Below are 22,370 nucleotides of genomic sequence, written 5' to 3'. Positions count from 1 at the left end.
GACCGACAGGGGAAGAGAAGAGGTGTAAAGGAAGAAACGTAAATCGTTTATTTCAGATCGGCCTCAGAACGGACCGTGCATGCTGCGAGACCAGGCGGCGCAGGGCGGATAAATCTGTCAGGGTCTGGTTATGCAGCCCGCGAACGCTGTCATGGGCGGCATAGAAGCGGCGCGCGCCCGTTGCGCTGACCAGAATGGCAACGCCGAGAAAAATACCATTGATTTCGATAACGGTGGAACCAAGCATGACGTCGAACCTTAAATGCGCCCGACATCTGTGTGCTGTCGGGAAATTACGAATGAAAAGAGAAAGAATTCCGGCTCGCGGAAAGTCGGCAACACGGGGGTTGCCAGCAGCACATTCGACACATCATCAGGATGCCCTTCCGGTGGATCAGTTCATGCTCTCATAACGGATGAAACGTCACACCGTCAATATATTACGATAAACAATAAGTGATTCGTAAAATTATATATTATATTACTTTTATATTTCGTTTTTTAAGATCAAATTCCGTCCTGCCCTTTTCCACGTCCTGTGATACAGAAACGATATGAACAAAAAGGCCTTGTCTTCCCCCGCTCCCTTCGAAGGTTATGCCGCTCCGCGCGGTAAGGTTTACAACTCATTCCTGGAGACAGTCGGGGGCACGCCGCTCGTTGCACTGCCCCGCCTGACGGAACAGGAAAAGCTGCAGGGGCGCCTCCTGCTGAAGCTCGAGTTCTTCAACCCGCTAGGCTCCGTCAAGGACCGTATTGGCGTTGCCATGCTCCGCGATGCCGAGGCCCGCGGGCTGATCACGCCGGGACGGACAGCCCTCATTGAGCCGACATCCGGCAATACAGGCATTTCGCTTGCATTTGCGGCTGTTGCGCTAGGCTATCGCCTGATCGTCACCATGCCGGAAAGTGCCTCCATTGAGCGGCGCAAGATGCTGCGTCTCATGGGCGCGACAACCGAGCTGACACCTGCAAATGACGGAATGGCCGGTGCCATCCGCCGGGCAGAAGAACTGATGGAAACGCTGCCTGACGCTTGGATGCCAAGTCAGTTTGAAAACGACGCCAATCCGGCAGTTCACGAGCAGACAACCGCGTTGGAAATCTGGAACGACACTGCCGGGCAAGTGGATATGGTTGTAGCCGGGCTGGGCACTGGCGGCACGGCTTCCGGAATTGCGCACGGCCTCAAGAAACACAACAAGGCGATCAAGGTCTTTGGTGTAGAACCACGGGAAAGCGCCGTTCTACATGGTGATGAACCTGGCCCCCACGGTATTCAGGGTATTGGCCCCGGATTCCAGCCGGATACGCTGGATCTGCGGGCGCTGGATAGCGTGATTGAGGTTTCAGAGCAGGAATCGCTGACAACAGCGCGTCTTTGTGCCGCTGTCGAAGGCATTCCCATCGGAATTTCTTCCGGTGCCGCACTCTATGCGGGTATGACTTTGGCCAAGAAAACCGCCAATCGGGGCAAGACGATCGTTGTTATCGCTCCGTCTTTTGCGGAGCGTTATCTCTCCACACAGCTTTTCGACGGATTGGCCTAAAAACGTTCAATAAAATAACTTTATAATATAGTTATTTTATTGAACTCTGATTTATGTTCGTTATTAATCCAGATCACAAATCCTGATCGGGAATTGTCTCCCGGTCAGGTTTCTGGAGGCTTTGGGCATGAACCTTTTCTCTGGCCGCGCAACTGCTCTGGACCTAGCAGCGAGTGCTCGAGCGCTTTCCTTTCAGCACTCGTCTGAAGAGACGGTTCTTGCCGCCGAATTTCATCACATCAAAACACAGTTCACGCCTTTGCTCGTGCCAGGACTTTTCGGCTCCGGACAGCACCACTGGCAGACCCGATGGGAAACTGCTTTTGGCCTGCCTCGCCTGCATCAGGCAGACTGGGAAAACCCAACCCCGGAAGAGTGGGACGCTGCACTGACGCAGGCCATTCAGCAGGCAGAAAAACCTGTCCTTCTGATCGCCCATAGCCTCGGTGCTGTCCTGACTATGCGGTGGCTCGCACAGCATGAGTCATCCAATGTCGCGGGGGCTTTCCTCGTTGCGCCAGCGGATATTGAACATACGACGCACCCGGAAGCATCCCGCATCAACGCGTTTGCTCCACTTTCAGAGGCTCCCTCTCCGGTTCCCGTCGCCATGATGGCCAGCCGGAACGATCAGTGGCTTTCCAACGATCGTGCCCGACTACTGGCACAACGGTGGCAGGCTGAATTTACGGATGCCGGTCTGACAGGACATGTGGGGAGTAATGATTTTCTGGGGCTCTGGAGCCATGGCGCCAGAACCCTTATCTCCTTTGTTCAACGCCGCCTCACGACACCAGCTCAGGGAGAGTGTGGTTTCCAGCGGTTCAGAAGCAGAGAATTACTTACGACCGAGACTGAGCTCATGGCCATGGCTGCACCCGCGACAATCGGGTTCAGCATGCCCAGTGCGGCCAGTGGCAGGCCCAGAACGTTGTAGATAAAGGCAAAGAACAAATTCTGCCGGATCTTCGAAAGCGTAGCCCTGGATAGGGAAATGGCATCCAGAACGGCCGCCAATTCACTCTTCATAAGCACGACATCTGCCGTATCCAACGCAACGGCAGAACCGGCCCCCACAGCAAAGCCCACGTCCGCTGCGGCCAGGGCCGGTGCATCATTGATGCCATCCCCGACCATCCCCACAACAGCACCTTCAGCACGATATTTCGTCACGCTTTCAGCCTTGTGCTGCGGTAACACGCCAGCAAGGTAATCATCCACGCCAACCTGCCGCGCAACAACAGCTGCGGCACGCTCATTATCGCCCGTCAGCATGACAACCTTGATTCCACGTGCCTTCAGTGCGGTGACCGTTGAAATAGCATCCGGGCGAAGACCATCCCCCAACGCGACGATGCCAAGCAGGCGTCCTCCCGTGGCGACCGCAATTACGGTCTGCCCTTCATTTTCGAGCGCCGCCACAGGAAGAGCTTCCAAACTGTAGCCGGCCTGCGTGAGATAGCGCGGAGATCCGAGCAAAGCTGCCTCTCCGTCAATCTGTGCCTCAACGCCCAGGCCTGGGATGGCCTTGAACCCATCCACACTCAAAATCGTCGCGTGGTGAGTTGAGGCATAGTCCACGATAGCCCGAGCCAGAGGATGCTCGGAATTCTGCTCCAGAGAGGTGGCTACGGCCAGCAGGCGGTCGGCCGAAACGCCCTCAGCAGGATGCAAACTGGTGATGGTTGGGCGACCTTGCGTCAGGGTTCCAGTCTTATCGAGAATGATTGTCGTAAGTTTCTCGGCTTGTTCCAGCGCATCGGCATTCCGGAACAGAATACCATTCTGGGCCCCTCGCCCTGTCCCGACCATGATGGCCGTCGGCGTAGCCAGACCAAGCGAGCAGGGACAGGCAATGACGAGAACGGAAACAGCCGAAATCAGGCTCCATGTCATGGAACCCGTGACCAGCCATCCGATCAGGAATGTCACGACAGCAAATGCGACAACGGCGGGAACGAAGATGCCGGAAATACGGTCTGCCAGTCTCTGGACATTTGCTTTCGATCCCTGCGCCTGCTCGACCATGCGAACAATCCGCGCCAAAGCTGTATCCGAGCCAACACCTGTTGCCTTCACCCGAAGCATACCGTTCGCGTTGATCGTACCGCCGAAAACTTCACTCCCAGCCTGCTTCAGAACCGGTACGCTTTCGCCCGTCAGCATGGCTTCGTTCACATCGGAAGCACCATCCAGCACTTCGCCATCCACCGGGACACTCTCGCCCGGCCGGACAATAAAGATGTCTCCGGTGTGCATATCAGCTACCGCACGATCAACCAGAACACCGTCCCGCTCGACATGTGCGGTTTGCGGCTGAAGCTGCAACAGGCTTTCAATTCCCGCGCTAGTACGCACTTTGGCGCGCGTTTCCATCAGCTTGCCGAGTGAAATCAGAGTGATGATTGCACCGCTGGCTTCAAAATAAACTGGCTGGGGCAAGTGCAGGATCGCGACCACGGCACTGAACAGATACGCAATGCTCGTTCCCAGAACGACCAGCACATCCATGTTCGCCGATCCGCCCCGAACTGCATTCCAGGCCCGGCGATAAAGATGAGCGCCACAGACGAACTGAACCAGCGTCGCACTTACAAACTGAACAGCAAGCGGGACTGTCTCCATACGCCCCAGCAACATGCCGAACATTTCAATGAAAAGCGGTAGTGCAAGTACGAATGTCAGCAGAAAGCGGTTTCGCTCCCGACGCCACACAGCTTCACGCTTTGCCTTCGGATCTTCGCGCTTGCCTTCATCCAGACGGGATGCCCCAAATCCAGCCTTGGTGATTTTGGTCGCAAGATCGTCCGGTGTCACAATGCCTGGAACATAAGTGACATGCGCACGCTCGGCAGCGTAATTCACGCTTCCCTGCACGGACGGCATCCGGTTCAGGACCTTTTCAATCCGCGCAGCGCAGGCAGCGCAGGTCATGCCCGTAATTGCGAAGTCCACACTCTGCTCATCCACCGAGAAACCGGCTTTGCGCACTGCGGCAATAACGTCCCCGACTGTGGTGCCTGAGCCCTCCAATTCGACCTGCGCACGCTCAGACGCAAAATTGACGGCTGCCTGAACACCGTCCTTGCGGTTCAGAACTTTCTCGATCCGCGCAGCGCAGGCCGCACAGGTCATTCCACCAACTGGAAAACTGACCGTTTGTGACATCTGGGACTCTCCTGAGCGGACGGAATTCGCGAAGCCACAGGCTCCAAAACAAAGGGGAATAATATACCCCCATATGGTATTATAAAAGACGCTGAACAGTTACGCTTTTTTCGCGAAGAATCATTTCCTGGCCATGAAATGCTTTGAGGGCTGCGCGATGCGCAACACTGATGAGGGTGATGTGAGGCAAACGTTCAAGGAGGCGAGCATAAAGATCAGCCTCGTTCTTCTCATCCAGAGCAGACGTTGCTTCATCGAGGAACAACGTGGACGGTCGAGCAAGAAAAACCCGAGCAAATGCCAGTCGTTGCTGCTCTCCCGGAGATAACACGTCTCCCCAGGCCGATTCATTCTCTAGATCTGGCATAAGGAACGCCAGATTTGCCGCCAGAAGCGCCTCTTCACAGGCTTCACGGGCATAGCGATCCGGGGTTGCCGGATAGCCAAGGGCCTGAAGCAAAGAGCCAGTCGGAACATAACTGCGCTGAGGCAGGAACATGGCATCGCGCATGTTGAAAGAAATATGCCCCGTCCCCTGCGTCCATAGTCCGGCGAGGGCACGAAGCATGGTGCTCTTCCCTGCCCCGGATGGCCCGCTAATGAACCATCGCTCTCCGGCAGGAATATGGAGGCTTCCTATATCCGCGATGCGAGAACCATCAGAGCGATCCAGAGAGAGAGCTTTAATTTCAATCCCATCGGCATCTGTCGGCTCCCGCACGATGCCACCAGCAGGAAGGCTCACGACAACACGCTCAAACTCCCCCAGACGCTGAAGGATGGAGCGAAGCGTTGCCAGATCCGTGTAATTTTCGATGAACCATTGCAGGCTTCGGCGGACATTCATGAATGCTGAATTGATTCGCGAATACAGACCAAACGTCAGAGCATGTGCCAGAAGCTTCGGCACAAGCAGCGCCCACAAAACGATATTAACGCCACCCGTATAGAGTTCGACCACAGTATTGGCGCGCCAAGTGTAGGTCATGACGCTGCGCCAGTTTTTGGCAATACGGTTCAGGCATTCGGACAGACGGAAGTGCTCCGCAGCCTCCCCACCATAGAACGCGATCTGTTCAGCATTACGGCGAACATCCAGCAAGGTCGCGCGTAAATCAGCATCGTAATGCTGCTGACGATAATTAGCGCTTACAAGGGGGCCACCTGCTTTTTCGAGCATGAACGAGACCAGAAGAATGGAAATCGTCGTTCCAAAGAACATGTATCCGGGGATGACGATGTGCCAGCCATGCCAGACAAATGAGAGCGTTCCACCGATCGTCCAAAGCACGACCGCAAAGGACAAAAAGGTTGTGACAGCCTGAATGGCTTCCAGCCCGAGGCGGAGCGTCCAGACGGTCATCTGGGCCAGATCATCGGCAATACGCTGGTCCGGGTTATCAGCCCGGTTCTGACCATGTTCCAGATGATAATAGGCGTCATCAGAAAGGTATTTGCGCAGATAAACCCGTGTATTCCACAGGCGCCAGCGCATGGAGAGCACCTGTGTCATATATTGCTGGATGACTCTCATTCCTGCGCTAAGCGACGTCATCAGAATATAAATGGGCAACAACGCAATGCAGGCCGCAACACGGTACGCGAACATCGTGTCAAAAAAGGTCTGGTCCCATTTCCCAAACCACACTGCGACCTGAACATCCAGGAAGGATAAGCCGATAATGCTCCCCAGAAGGCCCAGCGCCTTCCAGCGATCTTCCGACCGCCAGTAGGGGAGCAGAACCTTCCAGTCAGAAAGAGAATGCGGGGGTGTCGGGGGTTCAGTATGTGCCACGAAGCGTTGCCATGAAACTGCGGGGAGCGGCCGGGAAGTTAAACTGCCAGACGCCGCTGGCACGTTCGTAATAATAGCGGTCTGTCAGGTTATAGGCGTTCAACTGAAGTTTGAGATGCTTGTTGAACCGGTATCCAATAACGCTGTCGAGCGTCATGTAACCGCCCTGAACTGTCGTGGCATAACTACCCCGAAGATTACTGTATGCGTCCAGCCCGACACCAAAGTTCAACCCCTTCAGACGACCTTGCTGCACATTGTAATGCACCCAGGATTTGAACATGTGATGCGGTGAGAAAACACCCCCAAAGTCTGAAACTTTCGGGTTGGAAACCTTGGTATCCAGATATGTGTATCCGATGGAGACATCCAGTCCCGGCAGGATCTGGCCGTCAACCTGCGCTTCCCAGCCTTGCCGACGGATTGGGCCGGTCGTGATGTAAAAGCTGGTGTGATCCGGGTCCTGAACAGGCTGGTTCACACTCTCCATACGAAACAGGGCTGTGGATATGTTGAGGCGCCCGTGGAAGTACTCGCCTTTAAACCCCGTTTCGACCTGATTGCCCTGCTGTGGCGTCAAACCTTCTCCATTGAAGGTCAACCGCCCCACAGAAGGCGTGAAGATGCTGGCATAACTGGCATACCAGGAGAGGTTGGGCGTGATCTGATACACCGTGCCAAGATAAGGCGTCAGTTGGCCATGAATATTTGCCGTGGTTTTCCATGGGCTTTCCGGAGAAGGACTGCCATCCCGCGTCTTTTCGGAAAAGCGTGACACGCGGCCGCCAAGAATCAGCGAAAGATGATGGATCAGCTCAAGACGCAGCTGACCATAGAACCCCCATTGATAAGCATTGTCGTCTGTGCCCTCAGCCCCATCCGCCGGGTTATAGGTAACGCTGCCTGCTGCGGGCTTCTTTACGACTGCTGTATTGTTGATGCTGACATCAGAGTAGAGCGCGTCTGAGTTCACAGCTCCGTAGGCAACGTGTGTGTTGTAGGCGTTATAATTAAAGCCCAGCAGCAAGTGGTGTGTTCGGTGCAGAAGGTGGAAACTGCCTGTTGCGTAGACGTCCGCAGATCTGGATGTATTGGTCCCACGATAAGGGAAAGTCCCACTGTCTACGTAACTTGTAAGGCCGGTACGCACATCCGGAGGGGTGTCCGGAGAATTATACGATGTGTTGTAACTCTGGTCGTAGAATGTCCCACGTGCTGTGACGCTCCAGTCGCCCCAGAGCTTCTGCGTCAGCGAGGCGATCGTCTGCTGGGTCGTGTAATTGCTGTAACCCCAGGGCGGTGTAGGGTTCGCATCCCGCCCGCCATACCAGAGCGTCCGCGTGGTCGTAACGGGGAGCCCGTAATAGGGTGCATCAATATTCTGCTTCTGGGCCGCATGAGATACAAGGAATGTGGTGGACGGTGTGATGTCCCATTCCAAAGCGCCATAGGCCTGCCACATCCGATTGTGGGCATACTTGTAGAAGTAATCGTTGTCCTGAAAGACGTCGGCCGTACGGAACCGTAGCGTTTTGGAGCGATTGAGCGGAATGGTCAGATCAACATCGGCGCGATAGTTATTGAAGCTGCCAACCGAGGCACTTCCGCTTGCAGCAAAATCCTTGCCGGGCTTTTTTGTCACCTGATTGACAACGCCGCCAGCTCCGCCAGCGCCCTGCAACAACCCGGCCGATCCGCGCATAACCTCGATCCTGTCAAACATGGACAGGTCAAAACTCGCATTGTTCAGCGTTCCAGCAGCGTTCGGTGTATTATCGATGGACGTCGTAAGCTGATAGCCACGTGAATAGAAATTACTGTTGGCGGTGGAACCGGGAAGAACGCGGATACCGTTAATCTGCCGCATGGCGTCCGTCATCGTCAGCATGTTGGAATCTTCCATGCGCTGCTGTGTGATGACAGAAATAGAGTGCGGAATGTCCTTCAAGGCGACGAGCGTTTTACCCCATGCCTCTACGGCGGGTGCGGTATAGGAGCGTGGCGTTCCATAAACACGCAGGTTCTCTGTTCCGCCATCCACGGTCGAGGCCAGATCGGGGTTTGGGGCCACGGGAGCTTCAGCAATAGCGGCTGTAGCTTCCGAGGAAACCGTCGGCTTCCCGCAGACCTGCCGTCCCCCCGCATCTTTGTGCTGAATGCGGCAATGGGACATTTTCTGGCGTGTTTTCTCTCCGCGTTCAGCAGCCTGAGCATCAGGAGCGGAGCCCATCAGGATAGTTCCGCAAAGAAGGGCAGACCCGGATACCGAGAACTTCAGGAAACGTCTGGATGCGTCAATGCCGTGATGTGTCATAAAACCTGCCCAGAAAAAATAACTCTGCCGCACAATTTGTTTCGATTTGACAATATAACGCTGCAGCATGACACCCGGACTGGTTTCACAGATTGAACCGGGTGTTGTGTACCGTGCGCCTCTCTGAAAGAGAAGGCGACGCGCGCTAGGAAACCAGGTCGAACCCTGTCTCTTCAACAGTTTCAGCCAGCCCCGCAGGAGTTGCCACGTCGGGATCGTACGCCACCGTAACCTGCCCCCCAGCCAGTACGACTGTAACCGCTGAGACGCCGCTCACGTGTTCCAGCGCCTCGCGCAAACGCTTGGCACATCCTTCGCAGGACATTCCTTCCACTTTGAGATGTGCGGTCTGCGTCATGGTCATTTTCCTTCCGGCTTACTCAGTATCCTTGGAATACTGCGATTCTTTTATACCCCTGTTGGGTATATGTTTTTCTCCTATGCGGTTTCCGGGGAGTTTTGAAATTAAAATCGTTAATATAACGTATTAAATAATGTGTACGGATGGGGGGTATCCACGAGAAATCCTGTCTCCCTCCTTTTTGTGTATGCTCTGTGAGTGAAATCTCTCTTCCATTCATTCCCTGCCTGGGTATAGGGTCATTGCAGGAGGCAGGCGGAAGGATATCCAGACGCCTGTGGAAGACAGGGATCTGTGATGCTCAAAACGCATACCCGGACATGGCTTGGCATCATTGCCTGCCTGCTGATGCAGGTGGGACTGATGGCTGGTGCCTTTCCGGCGCATGCAGCATCACGGGCACACACCATGGCAATGCCGCACTGCGCATCCATGCCTCACAAGACGTCTGATGCCTGCGACAAGCACAGTATGCCGGGCCTCGAAACTCCCATTCTCCATGATCATCACCGCGCGGGGCATGGACAAGGCTGCTGCCACATCCATTCCGTGTCGGCTGAGCCTCTCTTGACGCTTGCGAACACACCTTCATTGTCGGCGCATCCTGCAATTGCCAGACGCTTTGCCAAAACAGGCCACACATCGCTGTCTGGAACAGACTGGATTCCGACGCCCCCTCCCCCCAAACAGCTGATTTCCTGAAACGACCCGATCCGCAGCTTTGCTGCGGCTGGAGCGTGCATCCGTGCGCTCCGGTTTTCCTTCACCGTTTCCCGGTTTTCAGCTGATGTCCAATTCATTCGACCCCATACGCCCCCTGACGCGGCGGCGTTTTGTTACGAGCCTCGGTGCGGGAGCCTGCCTAAGCGCCCTGCCTCACAAAGCACAAGCGAGCACTCGCACGTCTACAGGCCTTCTGCCTCTCACCCCTTCCAGTGTCTGGGATCTGAAGGTCAGCCGAACGCATATTTCTCTCGATGGAAAATCCATGCACGCCCCCAATATTGGCGGAACAGTGCCTGGCCCCATCCTGCGCTGGAAACAGGGCGAAACCGTTACACTGAACGTGTCAAACGCGTTGGATGAAACAACGTCGATCCATTGGCACGGCATCCGCGTCCCGTCCAATATGGATGGCGTGCCGGGCCTGAGCTTTGCGGGCATCCCACCGGGCGAGACTTTCAGCTATCGCTTTCGCCTGCATCAGAGCGGCACATACTGGTATCACAGCCATTCCAACATGCAGGAAGCGATGGGACTGTATGGCGCTATCGTCATTGACCCCATTCGTCCTGATCCGAATGCCTGTGACCGCGATTATGTCATCTTTCTGGGAGAATGGACGGATGTCATGCCGCATGACATCGTCAGCAATCTCAAAATGCAGGATGACTATTACGTCTTCCGTCAACGAACGGCCGCGTCCTTTCCCCAAGAAGCCCGTGATGCAGGGAGCGTCATGGCCGCTCTGAAGGACCGGCTTGCCTGGTCCCGGATGAACATGGCCGCAACCGATATCGCGGATGTTTCAGGCGCTATCTACACCTATACATTGAACGGCAACGCGCCAGACATGAACTGGAACGGCCTGTTCCGCCCAGGCGAGCGTGTGCGTCTGCGCTTCATCAATGGCGCCACCATGACGCTGTTTGACGTGCGGATTCCCGGGCTCGAAATGCTCGTCGTTCAGGCGGACGGCAACGATGTGGAACCAGTTCCGGTTGATGAATTCCGCATCGGCGTGGCGGAGACATATGACGTCATCGTTCAGCCCAAGGAAGACCGGGCCTATACGATCTTTGCTCAAAGCGAAGACCGAACAGGCTTTGCCCGCGGCACACTGGCGCCTCGCTCGGGCATGAGTGCACTGATTCCGCCCATGGATCCACGCCCCGTCCGCACCATGGTCGACATGGGTATGGGCAACATGAAGCCGGGAGAGAGCATGGACCACATGGCGATGCCCGGAATGGACCACGGCTCGGACATGAAAAACATGCCTGGAATGGATATGTCTCACATGGACATGAGCCATATGGAGCATATGTCCATGCCAAAAATGGAAATCGACGATCCTGGGCCGCCGCCGATTAATGTCGAAAACCAGAACGTCGCGATGATGCCGATTGATCGGACAAACAGCCCAGGGGATGGACTGGAAAACAACGGCCGACGCGTCCTGAATTATGGGCAGCTTCGCGCGACACGACCGGGCGCAGACCGCAGGCCTCCATCACGGGAGATCATCCTGCATCTGACGGGAAATATGGACCGTTATATCTGGGGCTTTAATGGCCGAAAATTCTCAGAGTCCGGACCAATCCGCCTGAAAAAAGGAGAGCGTGTCCGCTTCACACTGATCAATGACACCATGATGGAACACCCGATCCATCTGCATGGCCTGTGGAGTGAACTGGAGAACGGCCAAGGCGATTATCGCCCTTACAAGCACACCATCATTTCACAACCGGGATCTCGCATGAGCTATCTCGTGACGGCTGATATTCCCGGCATGTGGGCCTATCACTGTCATCTGCTCTATCACATGGATCTGGGCATGTTTCGCACCGTGGTGGTGCCATGAAAGCCGCCTGGGCAGCAACCATGCTTCTGGCTGGAACCGGTATGGCTCATGCCGAAGACACCACGCAGTATCACGCCGCGGATGCTCCGATTCCGGGCGCGGTCACGCATCTTGGCAACATCATGCCCGTGATGATGGACCAGAGCAGCTGGTTCCATGGCATTCTGGAGCAGGCAGAAGGGCGCTATGCCCCCGCCGGCACTGATTTCCGCTGGGACGGTGAAGTCTGGTACGGCACGGATTATGACCGACTCTGGATCAAGTCTGAAGGCACCCTTGAGAAAGGGCGCCTGAGCGATGGCCAGCAGGATATTCTCTACAGCCGGGCCATTTCCACATACTGGAACCTTCAGGGCGGCGTGCGTGTTGACTTGGATGATGGCCCGACCCGGACGTGGGGGGGCTTCGGCATTCAAGGGCTGGCCTTATACCAGTTCGAGTTCCAGGCCACAGGGTATGTCAGTGACCGTGGGCGCTTCGGTGCCCGCGTCGAAGGATCATACGATTTCCTGCTGACCAACCGCCTTATTCTCCAGCCTCAGGCGGAGTTCAATCTCTATACGAAGTCTGATCCAGCCCGACAGGCAGGCGCAGGCCTGTCAGACGTCGATGCCGGGCTCAGGCTTCGTTACGAGCTATGGCGAAAATTCGCGCCTTATGTGGGCGTTACATATTCCGGCCACCTGACACAGGCCCGTAGGATCGTACGGGATCAGGGCGAGAAGCCCGGCTCAGTACGCTTCAGCCTCGGCATCAGAAGCTGGTTCTGATCTTCATTTTTCAGGAGTTCTCATAATGAAAAAAGCTCTTCTCACTGCTTCCGCCCTTCTGTTCGCCACAGTGGCATCTGCTGCCCCCAGCCAGACACCCGAACCAAAGGCGCCTGTGGCCGTAAAGGCAGATCCTCTGGCAGGCCTGACCATGGATCAGCAGATGGAACTCTGCGAGCGCCTTGAAACTCTCAAGACGCAGAGCAAACCCTTAACCCCGAAGATGCAGCAGCAACTCAAGGCCTGTCAGGCGATGAGCATGGACGCTCCTTCTGATTCAGCCCCGGACGCAACACAGGACCGCTAAATCCGGCGGTGAAAAGAAGAGGCGTCAGCGCATCATCCGGCGCACGACCTGCAAAAGCTCGTCAATCGCCTCTTCGCCGCCATCCGTCTGCACGGCTTTCCTGACACAACCATTGGCGTGCGTGGACAGGATCTGGATGGAAACACCATCCAGCGCGGATTTAATAGCAGAGATCTGTGTGAGAATATCAACGCAGTAACGGTCATCCTGAACCATGTTCAGGATACCACCAACCTGACCTTCGATCCGACGAATGCGGTTCAGCAGCGCCTTTTTCTGAGGTTGTTCAACGCGCTTCTCACCGGGTGTCTCACTGGTGGCACAATGCACACAGCCGTCTGCCGGAATCTCGTCTTCACTCGTCATACTCTTCATGGGTCACGGCTCCTCTGCGGTCATGCGAAGGCGTTCATAGCATCTCCACGCTCATTCCGACCATTCAGCCCTATCAGACGGGCTCTTTCTGGCGTTCTTGAGGCGGCCCACATGATATCACGCAAGAAAAATCCTGAGGCACACAGTCAATAAGTAAACTGTGGATGCAAATAATTCTCATCTCTCTCTTTTCGCTCCCGCCGGATGAGCCTATCTAGGGAAACGGCCAGCACGCCCAAGGGAGAGCTGGGAGGCACTGGGATAAGAAACTGATGTGGTATCTGAATACACTCTCCAAAGGAGATCATGCCATTATTGATCGGGTCGAAGAGCTAACACTGGCAGACCCCATTTCTGCCCGCCTCGGTGAACTTGGCTTTGTTCCGGGCGAAAGAGTGGAGATTGTGGCGACCGGTCCAATCGGCGCAGACCCTATTGCTGTTAGTCTTGGCACGTCCCGTTTTGCGCTCCGCAAAGGAGAAGCAGCGCGTATTGTTCTGCGCCGCCCAGTCTGACCATCATAATGACGTCTCCCGCCTCGCCGTCTCCTGCGACTCATGTGTTACAGACTGCCCTCGTTGGAAACCCGAACTGCGGCAAGACTTCGCTTTTCAACCAGCTGACCGGAAGCCGCCAGAAAGTTGCGAACTACGCTGGCGTCACTGTCGAGCGAAAAGAAGGCTTTTTCTCCACGCCGCAAGGTCGCCCGATCCGCGTTCTGGATCTTCCTGGTGCTTACAGTCTGGCCTCTACGAGCCCGGATGAGGACGTCACGCGAGATGTCTGCCTGGGACAGCACCGTACTGAAAAACGCCCCGAACTTCTGATCAGCGTTATTTCTGCGACCAATCTTCGGCTGCATCTGCGCTTTCTGCTCGAACTTCGTCAGCTTGAAGTTCCCGTAATCGTTGCGCTCAACATGATGGATGAAGCCAAGCGCAATGGCATGACCATTGATATTGCCGGGCTTGAGCAAGAACTTGGCATGCCGATTGTGCCTGTCATCAGCCTGAACAGGCAGGGTATTCAGCCTTTATTGGAAGCTTTGGACCGCCCTCTTCCACCCCCGCCAAAAGCGCTTTCCCCGGACGCGGACCTTCATGCCGAAGTCCGACGTCTGCTTCAGGCATATGTTACGGATCGCTCTGCTGGCCATGCCCGATTAGTTGATCGACTGGATCGCTGGTTCCTGCATCCTGTCTGGGGCCCAGTCATTCTGCTAGTCGTGCTGTTTGTAATGTTCCAGACAGTCTTTGCCTGGGCCCAACCCCTCATGGATGCTCTGGAAAGTGGCATTACCATGCTTGGGGAGTTCATTCTCCGGCCGCTGCCTGACGGTGTCTTGCGGAGCTTACTGGCTGATGGCGTTATCGCAGGCGCAGGAACAGTCATTGTTTTCCTCCCACAAATTCTGATTCTCTTCCTGTGGATTTTGGCCCTGGAAGAATCTGGATATCTGCCCCGTGCGGCATTCCTTCTGGACCGTGTCATGGCTTTGGCCGGTCTGAGTGGCCGGTCTTTCATCCCGCTTCTTTCCAGCTTTGCGTGCGCCATTCCCGGCATTATGGCCGCACGCACCATTCAGAATCCCCGGGATCGACTGGTCACGATCCTGATTGCTCCTCTCATGACGTGCTCCGCCCGTCTGCCAGTTTACACACTGCTGATTGGCGCATTCATCCCGCACAAAACAGTTCTCGGGATTTTTGGAATTCAGGGCCTGGTTCTGTTTGGGCTCTATGCTCTGGCGATCGTCAGCGGCATCATCGCCGCCCGCATCATGACGCGTGGCGTCAAATCAGAAGAACATCCACTCCTTCTGGAGCTCCCCCCGTACCGGCGCCCTAATCTCAAGAGCCTAGCGCTCGGTCTGTGGCAGCGTGCCGTGATGTTCCTGTCACGGGTTGGTACCATCATTGTATCGCTGAATGTCCTGCTCTGGGGGCTATCCAGTTTCCCACTTCCCCCCGCCGGCGCAACCGGTGCTGCTATTGACTACAGCCTTGCGGGCCGGATTGGCCACCTGATGCTCCCGATTTTTGCTCCCATCGGTTTCAACTGGCAGATCTGCGTTTCCCTGATTCCCGGCCTCGCTGCACGTGAAGTCGCCGTCAGCGCGCTTGCAACAGTCTATGCACTCGGGGTGAGTGAAGACGCTGCATCCGCAAAGCTTCTGCCACTTCTTTCAAGCCAATGGAGCATTGCTACCGCTCTCTCGCTGCTGGCGTGGTATGTTTATGCCCCGCAATGCATCTCGACTCTGGCCGTCATGCGACGGGAAACCCGGTCCATGAAAGTCGTTCTGGGAGCAACGGCGTATCTTTTTGGTTTGGCATATGTCGCAGCCTTTATCGTCTATCATGTCACCAAGGCTGTCGCAGGAGACGCATGATGATTGAAACAATCGTTGCCATGCTAATAGTCAGTATTGCAGCACTCTACTGGTATGCACGTCTCTTTCCAGTGAGCTGGGGGCGCCTGAAAACTGCATGCGGCTTTCAGGCACACACACCTGTCCCGGCCCCATCAAAAGGGTGCAGCAGTTGCAAAGCTTGCAGTGGAAAATCAGGAGGGTGTCACTGAGGGCACCTTCCTTGGGTTTCAGAGACATTGCTCCATGTGCAGGTAGGTGTTTTCCAAATCCTTAGACAAACCGGAACTTTGTATTCCCTACAAAATACCCGTACAAAACTCTGACCGTCCCCAGCTCAGAGTAAAAGTTCTTGTTCAAATTCAATTTTCTACCGAGCTCAGTCTTTAGTCGGTTAAAAGCTTATATATTTCCCCTTCTTCTTGGCATTACTCTGGCTTTATGGACGTTTCCTCTTCCCTTAATATCCGGGAAGCTTCCTCCTGTGGCTCAGGCAGCCCGAGGGGATGTCATCCAGCACATGATCGGACAAGCCTACTTCCTGAGGCAGGACTGGCATTTGCCTCTCCTTGTTGCAGACCGTCTGGTGGCTCCTGCTGGCACCAATATCGCCATGACAGACAGCATCCCGCTCGAGGCTCTGTTTCTTAAAGCACTGCATATTTTCTTTCCCGGAATGCAGCAGGGCATAACGTTATTTCTCGCCTTATGCTGGTGCCTTCAGCCCATTTGCGCTGTGTTCGCACTACGGTCGATGGGAGAGAAACGTCTGCTTCCTGCCATAGCCGTCAGTTTACTCAGCGCTTGCTTCCCAACGTTCTTGGCCAGAACTAGCCACACCGCCCTTTGCGCCCACTGGATTCTTCTTCTCGCCATAGGGCTGTATTTCAGAGCTGTTCAGCCGCAGGGCTCCTCCAAGCCTACGTGGGTTCTGGCAGCGCTAACAAGTTTGACCCTTCTGGTGCATCCTTATCTGATGGTGATGGTAGGAGCGCTTCTGGGTGCAATTCCATTATCCATTTTCTTCAGAGAAAAACGCTGGAAAGCATGTAGGTCCAGCGCAGCAGCAACCTTGACGGCTGGAGCAAGCATTCTGCTGGCAGGAAAAGTTTTGGGCTACTGGGGTGGCGCCAGCGGAGGGGGCTATGGAATCTACTCCATGAACCTCGCATCACCGTTCTGGCCGGCCCGGTCCAGCCTGTTCTTGCAGGCTACACAAGCAGAAGCTGATGCCACCGGGGGCCAATACGAGGGATATCAGTATCTCGGAGCCGGCCTTCTCTTTCTCCTGGCCATGCTTTTTTGTCGCAAAAAAGGATGGACCCTTTTCCGTCAGAGCATGACCCGAAATATTGGTCTTTTGCTTGCCTGTCTGGCTCTGACAGTCATTGCTCTCTCCAATAGAATATACTTCTTTCATACTTTGCTCTTCCAGACGCACATCATGGTTCCTGGCGCTGAACAAATGCGCTCATCAGGACGTATGTTTTGGCCAGTCGCTTATGTCATTCTCCTTGGAGCAGTCTGGGGCGTCTGCAAGGTATGGCCTCGGGGGGCGCCTGTCCTCCTCAGTCTGGCTGCTATTTTGCAATGGGTCGACACACGCGATTTACGTCAGTCTGACCGCATGGCTGAGGCTCAGTTGCTAAGCCCTCCATTAGCGGCTGATAGTCATTTGTTTGAAATAATGCATGCCTTTGAGCATGTTGAAATTTATCCTCGCCTTGAATGTGACGCCACGAGCCTTGAAGAGGATATGCCGCTTATCTATGCAGCCGCTTATCAGAATGCATCCGTCAACACGATGTATACGGCTCGTTCACTCCCGGAAGGCGCATGCCATCTCGCCCAAGAAAATCCCCATTATCTCGACGATAAAACCCTTATCGTTCTTAATGGCCCGCACCGCCTGGCAAATGCATCGTCTTGGATTGACCGTACACAGGCCAGTTGCGGAGCAGTGAACACTCTCATCCTCTGCGCCAAAAAAAATCTAAATTTACCCTCTGTACCGTACTCAACACCACTACCTCTCAATCAGACAATTTTCACGTCATCAAATTACCCGCTCCACACAGAGCTTCTGGAAAGCGGTTGGTCCGGGTCGGAGGACTGGGGAACGTGGAATGAAGGACGCCAAGCCTTTCTGTTTCTTCCCGTACCTAAAGACACCAAAACAGTTACAGTAATTCTGAATTTGCAGGCGGCACCAGGAGAAACGAAAAAAGTAAAAGTGTCCTTACATGACCAGGTTTTAGCTGAGTGGTCTGTATCCCCAGAAAAATCAGAATATTCTGTAACAATTCCCACACTTTCTACCGAAAATATTCACCTGAAACTGGATGTTGATCACCCAGTGCATTTGCCGACAGATCCACGTTTTTTAGGAATTGGGATTTCAAGCGTAAAAATAGTAACTCCAAACTGAAGAAATAATATCAGTTATAAGTTTTCCTTAAAACATAAATAGGGCGCTGCTTTGTCTCCATATAGATGCGCCCTATATATTCTCCCAACATCCCAATGCTGATAATTTGAACGCTACTAAAAAGAGTAATAGCGGCGAAAAGAGACGCATATCCTGGGACTGGATTACCCCAGAAAATTGTACGAACTATAATAAAGAAACCATACACGAGAGCACACAAAGCTCCCATTGTTCCAAGATAAGTCCAAAGACGTATGGGAATAGTTGAAAAGCTCGTGAAGCCCTCTAAAGCAAAGTTCCAAAGTGAAAAACCCGAGAACTTTGTCGTTCCAGCTGAGCGAGGCAACCGCGCATAATCAACAATAACGGTGCGAAAGCCTACCCAAGCAAATAGACCTTTCATGAATCTCTGGCGCTCCGGAAGCCGCTTGAGCGCATCCACGACACATCTGTCCATCAAACGAAAATCTCCAACATTTTCAGGGATCTGAATGTGTGAGATTTTACTGTGAAGCTCGTAGAACCAAGCCGCTGTCTTCCGCTTCAGAGTGCTGTCTGTGGAACGATCAACACGTCGCCCCAATACAACCTCAGCCCCTTCGCGCCAAGCTTCTACCATCTGAGAGATCACCTCAGGAGGATCCTGCAGGTCGGCATCAATGATAACAACAGCATCACTATCTGCAGCATCCAACCCGGCTGTTAATGCTGCTTCTTTACCAAAATTTCGAGATAGTTCGAGAATTCGAAACCTAGGATCTTTTTGTGAGAGATCTAATAATTGAGCGAGTGTCGCATCACTGCTTCCGTCATCAATACAGACAATCTTCCACTCTATTGCGGGAATTTTTTCTAAAACAGGAATGATCTTGTTTGCAAAAATTGTGATCACACCTTCTTCGTTATAAAAAGGAACGATCAAGGAAATAGTCTTCAACACACATTACATCCTTCGAAGTCTCAACAATCTTCAAAAGAGAAGGGATTTTTATTATTCGAATAACAATTCTCTGATAGGTTTTATTACAGATGTCAACAAAATATTATGTTCATTAACAGACGAATGCTAGTCGTTCATGAGTTTTCTGATGATTACGAGAGTCAGCCGATTGGGGGCTCGGGGTCTCGCGTGATTTGTGGTGTGATCCGGTAGGGCGCAACACGAAAACCCCCGCTGTCTCGGTGAGAGAGCGGGGGTTTTGGAACTGTATTGGTGTGGTTGCGGGGGCAGGATTTGAACCTGCGGCCTTCAGGTTATGAGCCTGACGAGCTACCGGGCTGCTCCACCCCGCGGTGGTGTATGTGATGTTGGTGTGTGGGAGTTTTTGTGAGTGGGCTAGGGGACCTGGCGGCGACCGACTTTTCCGCACCTTGAGGTGCAGTATCATAGGCGCTGAGGGATTTNGTGGTTGCGGGGGCAGGATTTGAACCTGCGGCCTTCAGGTTATGAGCCTGACGAGCTACCGGGCTGCTCCACCCCGCGGTGGTGTATGTGATGTTGGTGTGTGGGAGTTTTTGTGAGTGGGCTAGGGGACCTGGCGGCGACCGACTTTTCCGCACCTTGAGGTGCAGTATCATAGGCGCTGAGGGATTTCACGGCCGAGTTCGGGAAGGGATCGGGTGTAGGGCCCTCGCAATGGCCACCAGGTCTTCTAGCCCACCCAGTCTTTTTGAGAGTGGGTGGAGGTTGGTGTTTGTTGAGTGTGGCTGATTTCTGTGCATGTGTTTGATGTGAGAAGTATGAGCGATTAGGACCGGTTAGCTGCATGCATTACTGCACTTTCACACCCGGCCTATCAACGTGATGGTCTGTCACGGCTCTATGAGACCTCGTTTTGAGGTGGGTTTCCCGCTTAGATGCTTTCAGCGGTTATCCCGTCCATACTTAGCTACCCGGCTGTGCCACTGGCGTGACAACCGGTGCACCAGAGGTATGTTCATCCCGGTCCTCTCGTACTAGGGACAAATCCTCTCAAGTCTCTTACACCCACGGCAGATAGGGACCGAACTGTCTCACGACGTTCTAAACCCAGCTCACGTACCACTTTAATCGGCGAACAGCCGAACCCTTGGGACCTGCTCCAGCCCCAGGATGTGATGAGCCGACATCGAGGTGCCAAACCTCCCCGTCGATGTGGACTCTTGGGGGAGATCAGCCTGTTATCCCTAGAGTACCTTTTATCCGTTGAGCGATGGCCCGTCCACGTGGGACCACCGGATCACTATGGCCGACTTTCGTCTCTGCTCGAACTGTCATTCTCGCAGTCAGGCGGGCTTATGCCATTGCACTCGACAGCCGGTTTCCGACCGGCCTGAGCCCACCATCGCGCGCCTCCGTTACACTTTGGGAGGCGACCGCCCCAGTCAAACTGCCCACCATGCAGGGTCCCGGACCAGGCTTACTGGTCTCGGTTAGACATCAGAAAAATTCAGGGTCGTATTTCAAGGGTGGCTCCACCGGTGCTGGCGCCCCGGCTTCAAAGCCTCCGACCTATCCTACACAGGATTTTCCTGATGCCACTGCAAAGCTGCAGTAAAGGTTCATAGGGTCTTTCCGTCTGACCGCGGGTACCCCGCATCTTCACGGGGAATTCAATTTCGCTGAGTCGATGCTGGAGACAGTGGGGAAGTCGTTACGCCATTCGTGCAGGTCGGAACTTACCCGACAAGGAATTTCGCTACCTTAGGACCGTTATAGTTACGGCCGCCGTTTACCGGGGCTTCAATTCAATGCTTGCACATCTCCTCTTAACCTTCCGGCACCGGGCAGGCGTCAGGCCCTATACGTCATCTCACGATTTCGCAGAGCCCTGTGTTTTTACTAAACAGTCGCTACCCCCTGGTCTGTGCCACCCAACCATGGTTGCCCACGATTGGGTCTCGTTTATCCCGAAGTTACACGAGCAATTTGCCTAGTTCCTTCAGCATCGTTCTCTCAAGCGCCTTGGTATTCTCTACCAGTCCACCTGTGTCGGTTTCGGGTACGGTCTATACGCCAGAGCTATTTCCTGGAATGGTCGAAAAGCCTGTTCAATCCGATAAGGACAGACAACATTTCTCATTCGTCACTTCTGGCAGGCCTAGGAATATTCACCTAGTTCCCATCGACTACGGCTCTCGCCCTCGCCTTAGGGGCCGGCTCACCCTGCGTGGATTAACCTTGCGCAGGAACCCTTGGACTTTCGGCGACAGTGTTTCTCGCACTGTTTGTCGCTACTCATGTCAGCATTCGCACTTCCGATATCTCCAGAGGGGGTCACCCCGCCTCCTTCGCAGACTTACGGAACGCTCCGCTACCGCGCATTCATAAGAATGCACCCACAGCTTCGGCACGTGGCTTGAGCCCCGTTACATTTTCGGCGCAGGGTTTCTAATAGACCAGTGAGCTATTACGCTTTCTTTAAAGGATGGCTGCTTCTAAGCCAACCTCCTGGTTGTTTTGGAATCCCCACATCCTTTCCCACTTAGCCACGATTTAGGGGCCTTAGCTGGTGGTCTGGGCTGTTTCCCTCTCGACAATGGACCTTAGCACCCACTGTCTGTCTGCCGGGCTATACTCCTGGGTATTCGGAGTTTGGTTAGGTTTGGTAAGGCTTTGGGCCCCCCTAGCCCATCCAGTGCTCTACCCCCCAGGGTAAACACCCGACGATCTACCTCAATAGATTTCGCGGAGAACCAGCTATCTCCGAGTTTGATTGGCCTTTCACCCCTAGCCACAGCTCATCCCCGACTTTTTCAACAGGCGTGGGTTCGGCCCTCCAGTGCGTGTTACCGCACCTTCAGCCTGGCCATGGCTAGATCACTCGGTTTCGGGTCTTCTGCCAGCAACTCATTCGCCCTATTCAGACTCGCTTTCGCTACGCCTACACCTAACGGCTTAAGCTCGCTGCAAACAGAAACTCGCTGACCCATTATACAAAAGGTACGCCGTCACCCCATAAGAGGCTCCGACTGCTTGTAGGCGTCCGGTTTCAGGTCTCTTTCACTCCCCTTATCGGGGTGCTTTTCACCTTTCCCTCACGGTACTTGTTCACTATCGGTCACTAAGGAGTATTTAGGCTTGGAGGGTGGTCCCCCCATGTTCAGACAGGGTTTCACGTGCCCCGCCCTACTCGAATCCTCACCAAGACACTACGCATACGGGGCTATCACCCATTATTGCCGGACTTTCCAGACCGTTCTGCTTCTTCTTGGTAAGGCATTGGCCTGCTCCGCGTTCGCTCGCCACTACTAGCGGAATCTCTGTTGATGTCTTTTCCTCCAGGTACTGAGATGTTTCAGTTCCCCGGGTTTGCCTCATACACCTATGTATTCAGTGCATGATCCTCTTGCGAGGGGGTTGCCCCA

Annotated in this window: 16 protein-coding genes, 2 tRNA genes, 2 rRNA genes and 1 pseudogene (1 of these 21 cut by a window edge); 10 read left to right on the top strand and 11 right to left on the bottom strand. The window is 54.3% G+C overall.

The window, feature by feature from the left end; translation table 11 throughout:
* Positions 1–52: 52 nt before the first annotated feature.
* Complete coding sequence (locus KP702_RS00120) at positions 53–247, bottom strand: hypothetical protein (RefSeq protein WP_046900203.1); 195 nt, start codon at positions 245–247, stop codon at positions 53–55.
* A 307-nt stretch (positions 248–554) separates the two neighbouring features.
* Here KP702_RS00120 and cysK point away from each other — a divergent pair, with 307 nt between their 5' ends.
* Both cysK and KP702_RS00110 read left to right on the top strand, forming a co-directional pair.
* Positions 555–1,550, top strand: coding sequence for a cysteine synthase A (cysK, locus tag KP702_RS00115; protein WP_046900204.1), 996 nt, complete (start codon positions 555–557; stop codon positions 1,548–1,550).
* A gap of 127 nt (positions 1,551–1,677) precedes the next feature.
* Positions 1,678–2,301 (top strand): annotated as a pseudogene (locus tag KP702_RS00110) (RBBP9/YdeN family alpha/beta hydrolase); the annotation flags it as partial.
* A 47-nt stretch (positions 2,302–2,348) separates the two neighbouring features.
* Here KP702_RS00110 and KP702_RS00105 read toward each other — a convergent pair.
* From KP702_RS00105 to KP702_RS00090, 4 genes are all read right to left on the bottom strand, one after another.
* The gene (locus KP702_RS00105) at positions 2,349–4,718 is read right to left on the bottom strand and encodes a heavy metal translocating P-type ATPase (RefSeq protein WP_202206204.1); all 2,370 of its coding nucleotides are present in this window, start codon (positions 4,716–4,718) and stop codon (positions 2,349–2,351) included.
* A gap of 79 nt (positions 4,719–4,797) precedes the next feature.
* The gene (locus tag KP702_RS00100) at positions 4,798–6,513 is read right to left on the bottom strand and encodes an SbmA/BacA-like family transporter (RefSeq protein ID WP_215768330.1); all 1,716 of its coding nucleotides are present in this window, start codon (positions 6,511–6,513) and stop codon (positions 4,798–4,800) included.
* Positions 6,500–8,896, bottom strand: a complete 2,397-nt coding sequence (locus KP702_RS00095) for a TonB-dependent siderophore receptor (RefSeq protein ID WP_215768329.1) — start codon at positions 8,894–8,896, stop codon at positions 6,500–6,502. Before KP702_RS00095 ends, KP702_RS00100 begins: the two co-directional genes overlap by 14 nt.
* A gap of 76 nt (positions 8,897–8,972) precedes the next feature.
* A complete protein-coding gene (locus KP702_RS00090; RefSeq protein WP_202206201.1) occupies positions 8,973–9,185 on the bottom strand; it encodes a heavy-metal-associated domain-containing protein in 213 nt (70 codons plus the stop codon).
* A gap of 300 nt (positions 9,186–9,485) precedes the next feature.
* Between KP702_RS00090 and KP702_RS00085 the strand changes: the two genes are divergently transcribed.
* From KP702_RS00085 to KP702_RS00070, 4 genes are all read left to right on the top strand, one after another.
* Positions 9,486–9,890 (top strand): hypothetical protein, encoded by a 405-nt coding sequence (locus KP702_RS00085; protein WP_202206200.1) that lies wholly within the window; start codon positions 9,486–9,488, stop codon positions 9,888–9,890.
* A gap of 85 nt (positions 9,891–9,975) precedes the next feature.
* The gene (locus tag KP702_RS00080; protein WP_202206199.1) at positions 9,976–11,772 is read left to right on the top strand and encodes a copper resistance system multicopper oxidase; all 1,797 of its coding nucleotides are present in this window, start codon (positions 9,976–9,978) and stop codon (positions 11,770–11,772) included.
* A gap of 20 nt (positions 11,773–11,792) precedes the next feature.
* Positions 11,793–12,542, top strand: a complete 750-nt coding sequence (locus KP702_RS00075) for a copper resistance protein B (protein WP_237389853.1) — start codon at positions 11,793–11,795, stop codon at positions 12,540–12,542.
* Between the two features lie 25 nt (positions 12,543–12,567).
* The gene (locus KP702_RS00070; RefSeq protein ID WP_202206197.1) at positions 12,568–12,849 is read left to right on the top strand and encodes a hypothetical protein; all 282 of its coding nucleotides are present in this window, start codon (positions 12,568–12,570) and stop codon (positions 12,847–12,849) included.
* Positions 12,850–12,873: 24 nt separating this feature from the next.
* Here the strand turns inward: KP702_RS00070 and KP702_RS00065 are convergent, their stop codons facing one another.
* Positions 12,874–13,224: a metal-sensitive transcriptional regulator gene (locus tag KP702_RS00065; protein ID WP_237389799.1), complete on the bottom strand. Its 351-nt coding sequence runs from the start codon at positions 13,222–13,224 to the stop codon at positions 12,874–12,876.
* 272 nt (positions 13,225–13,496) lie between these two features.
* On the opposite strand from KP702_RS00065, the gene KP702_RS00060 reads away from it, so the two are divergent.
* From KP702_RS00060 to KP702_RS00050, 3 genes are all read left to right on the top strand, one after another.
* Positions 13,497–13,739 (top strand): FeoA family protein, encoded by a 243-nt coding sequence (locus KP702_RS00060; RefSeq protein ID WP_046900211.1) that lies wholly within the window; start codon positions 13,497–13,499, stop codon positions 13,737–13,739.
* 8 nt (positions 13,740–13,747) lie between these two features.
* Positions 13,748–15,616: a ferrous iron transporter B gene (locus KP702_RS00055; protein ID WP_215768328.1), complete on the top strand. Its 1,869-nt coding sequence runs from the start codon at positions 13,748–13,750 to the stop codon at positions 15,614–15,616.
* A gap of 538 nt (positions 15,617–16,154) precedes the next feature.
* Positions 16,155–18,023, top strand: a complete 1,869-nt coding sequence (locus KP702_RS00050; protein WP_202206195.1) for a DUF6311 domain-containing protein — start codon at positions 16,155–16,157, stop codon at positions 18,021–18,023.
* 10 nt (positions 18,024–18,033) lie between these two features.
* Here KP702_RS00050 and KP702_RS00045 read toward each other — a convergent pair whose 3' ends face one another.
* On the bottom strand, positions 18,034–18,963 hold the full coding sequence (locus tag KP702_RS00045; RefSeq protein WP_215768327.1) for a glycosyltransferase family 2 protein: 930 nt from the start codon (positions 18,961–18,963) through the stop codon (positions 18,034–18,036).
* A 105-nt stretch (positions 18,964–19,068) separates the two neighbouring features.
* Here KP702_RS00045 and KP702_RS16495 point away from each other — a divergent pair, with 105 nt between their 5' ends.
* Positions 19,069–19,176, top strand: coding sequence for a superoxide dismutase family protein (locus KP702_RS16495; protein ID WP_202206193.1), 108 nt, complete (start codon positions 19,069–19,071; stop codon positions 19,174–19,176).
* A gap of 63 nt (positions 19,177–19,239) precedes the next feature.
* On the opposite strand, the gene KP702_RS00035 is transcribed toward KP702_RS16495, so the two are convergent.
* The 4 genes from KP702_RS00035 to KP702_RS00020 all read right to left on the bottom strand — a co-directional run.
* Positions 19,240–19,316 (bottom strand) — tRNA-Met (locus KP702_RS00035).
* 113 nt (positions 19,317–19,429) lie between these two features.
* Positions 19,430–19,506 (bottom strand) — tRNA-Met (locus KP702_RS00030).
* Between the two features lie 50 nt (positions 19,507–19,556).
* Positions 19,557–19,671: ribosomal RNA gene (gene rrf / locus KP702_RS00025) — 5S ribosomal RNA — on the bottom strand.
* A gap of 80 nt (positions 19,672–19,751) precedes the next feature.
* Positions 19,752–22,370 (bottom strand): 23S ribosomal RNA (locus KP702_RS00020) (it continues 118 nt past the right edge of the window).

Source organism: Gluconobacter sp. P5B12 (assembly GCF_018812035.1).
GTDB lineage: Bacteria > Pseudomonadota > Alphaproteobacteria > Acetobacterales > Acetobacteraceae > Gluconobacter.
The sequence above is the reverse complement of the archived record's forward strand: the minus strand, read 5'-3'. Positions and strand labels throughout refer to the sequence as shown.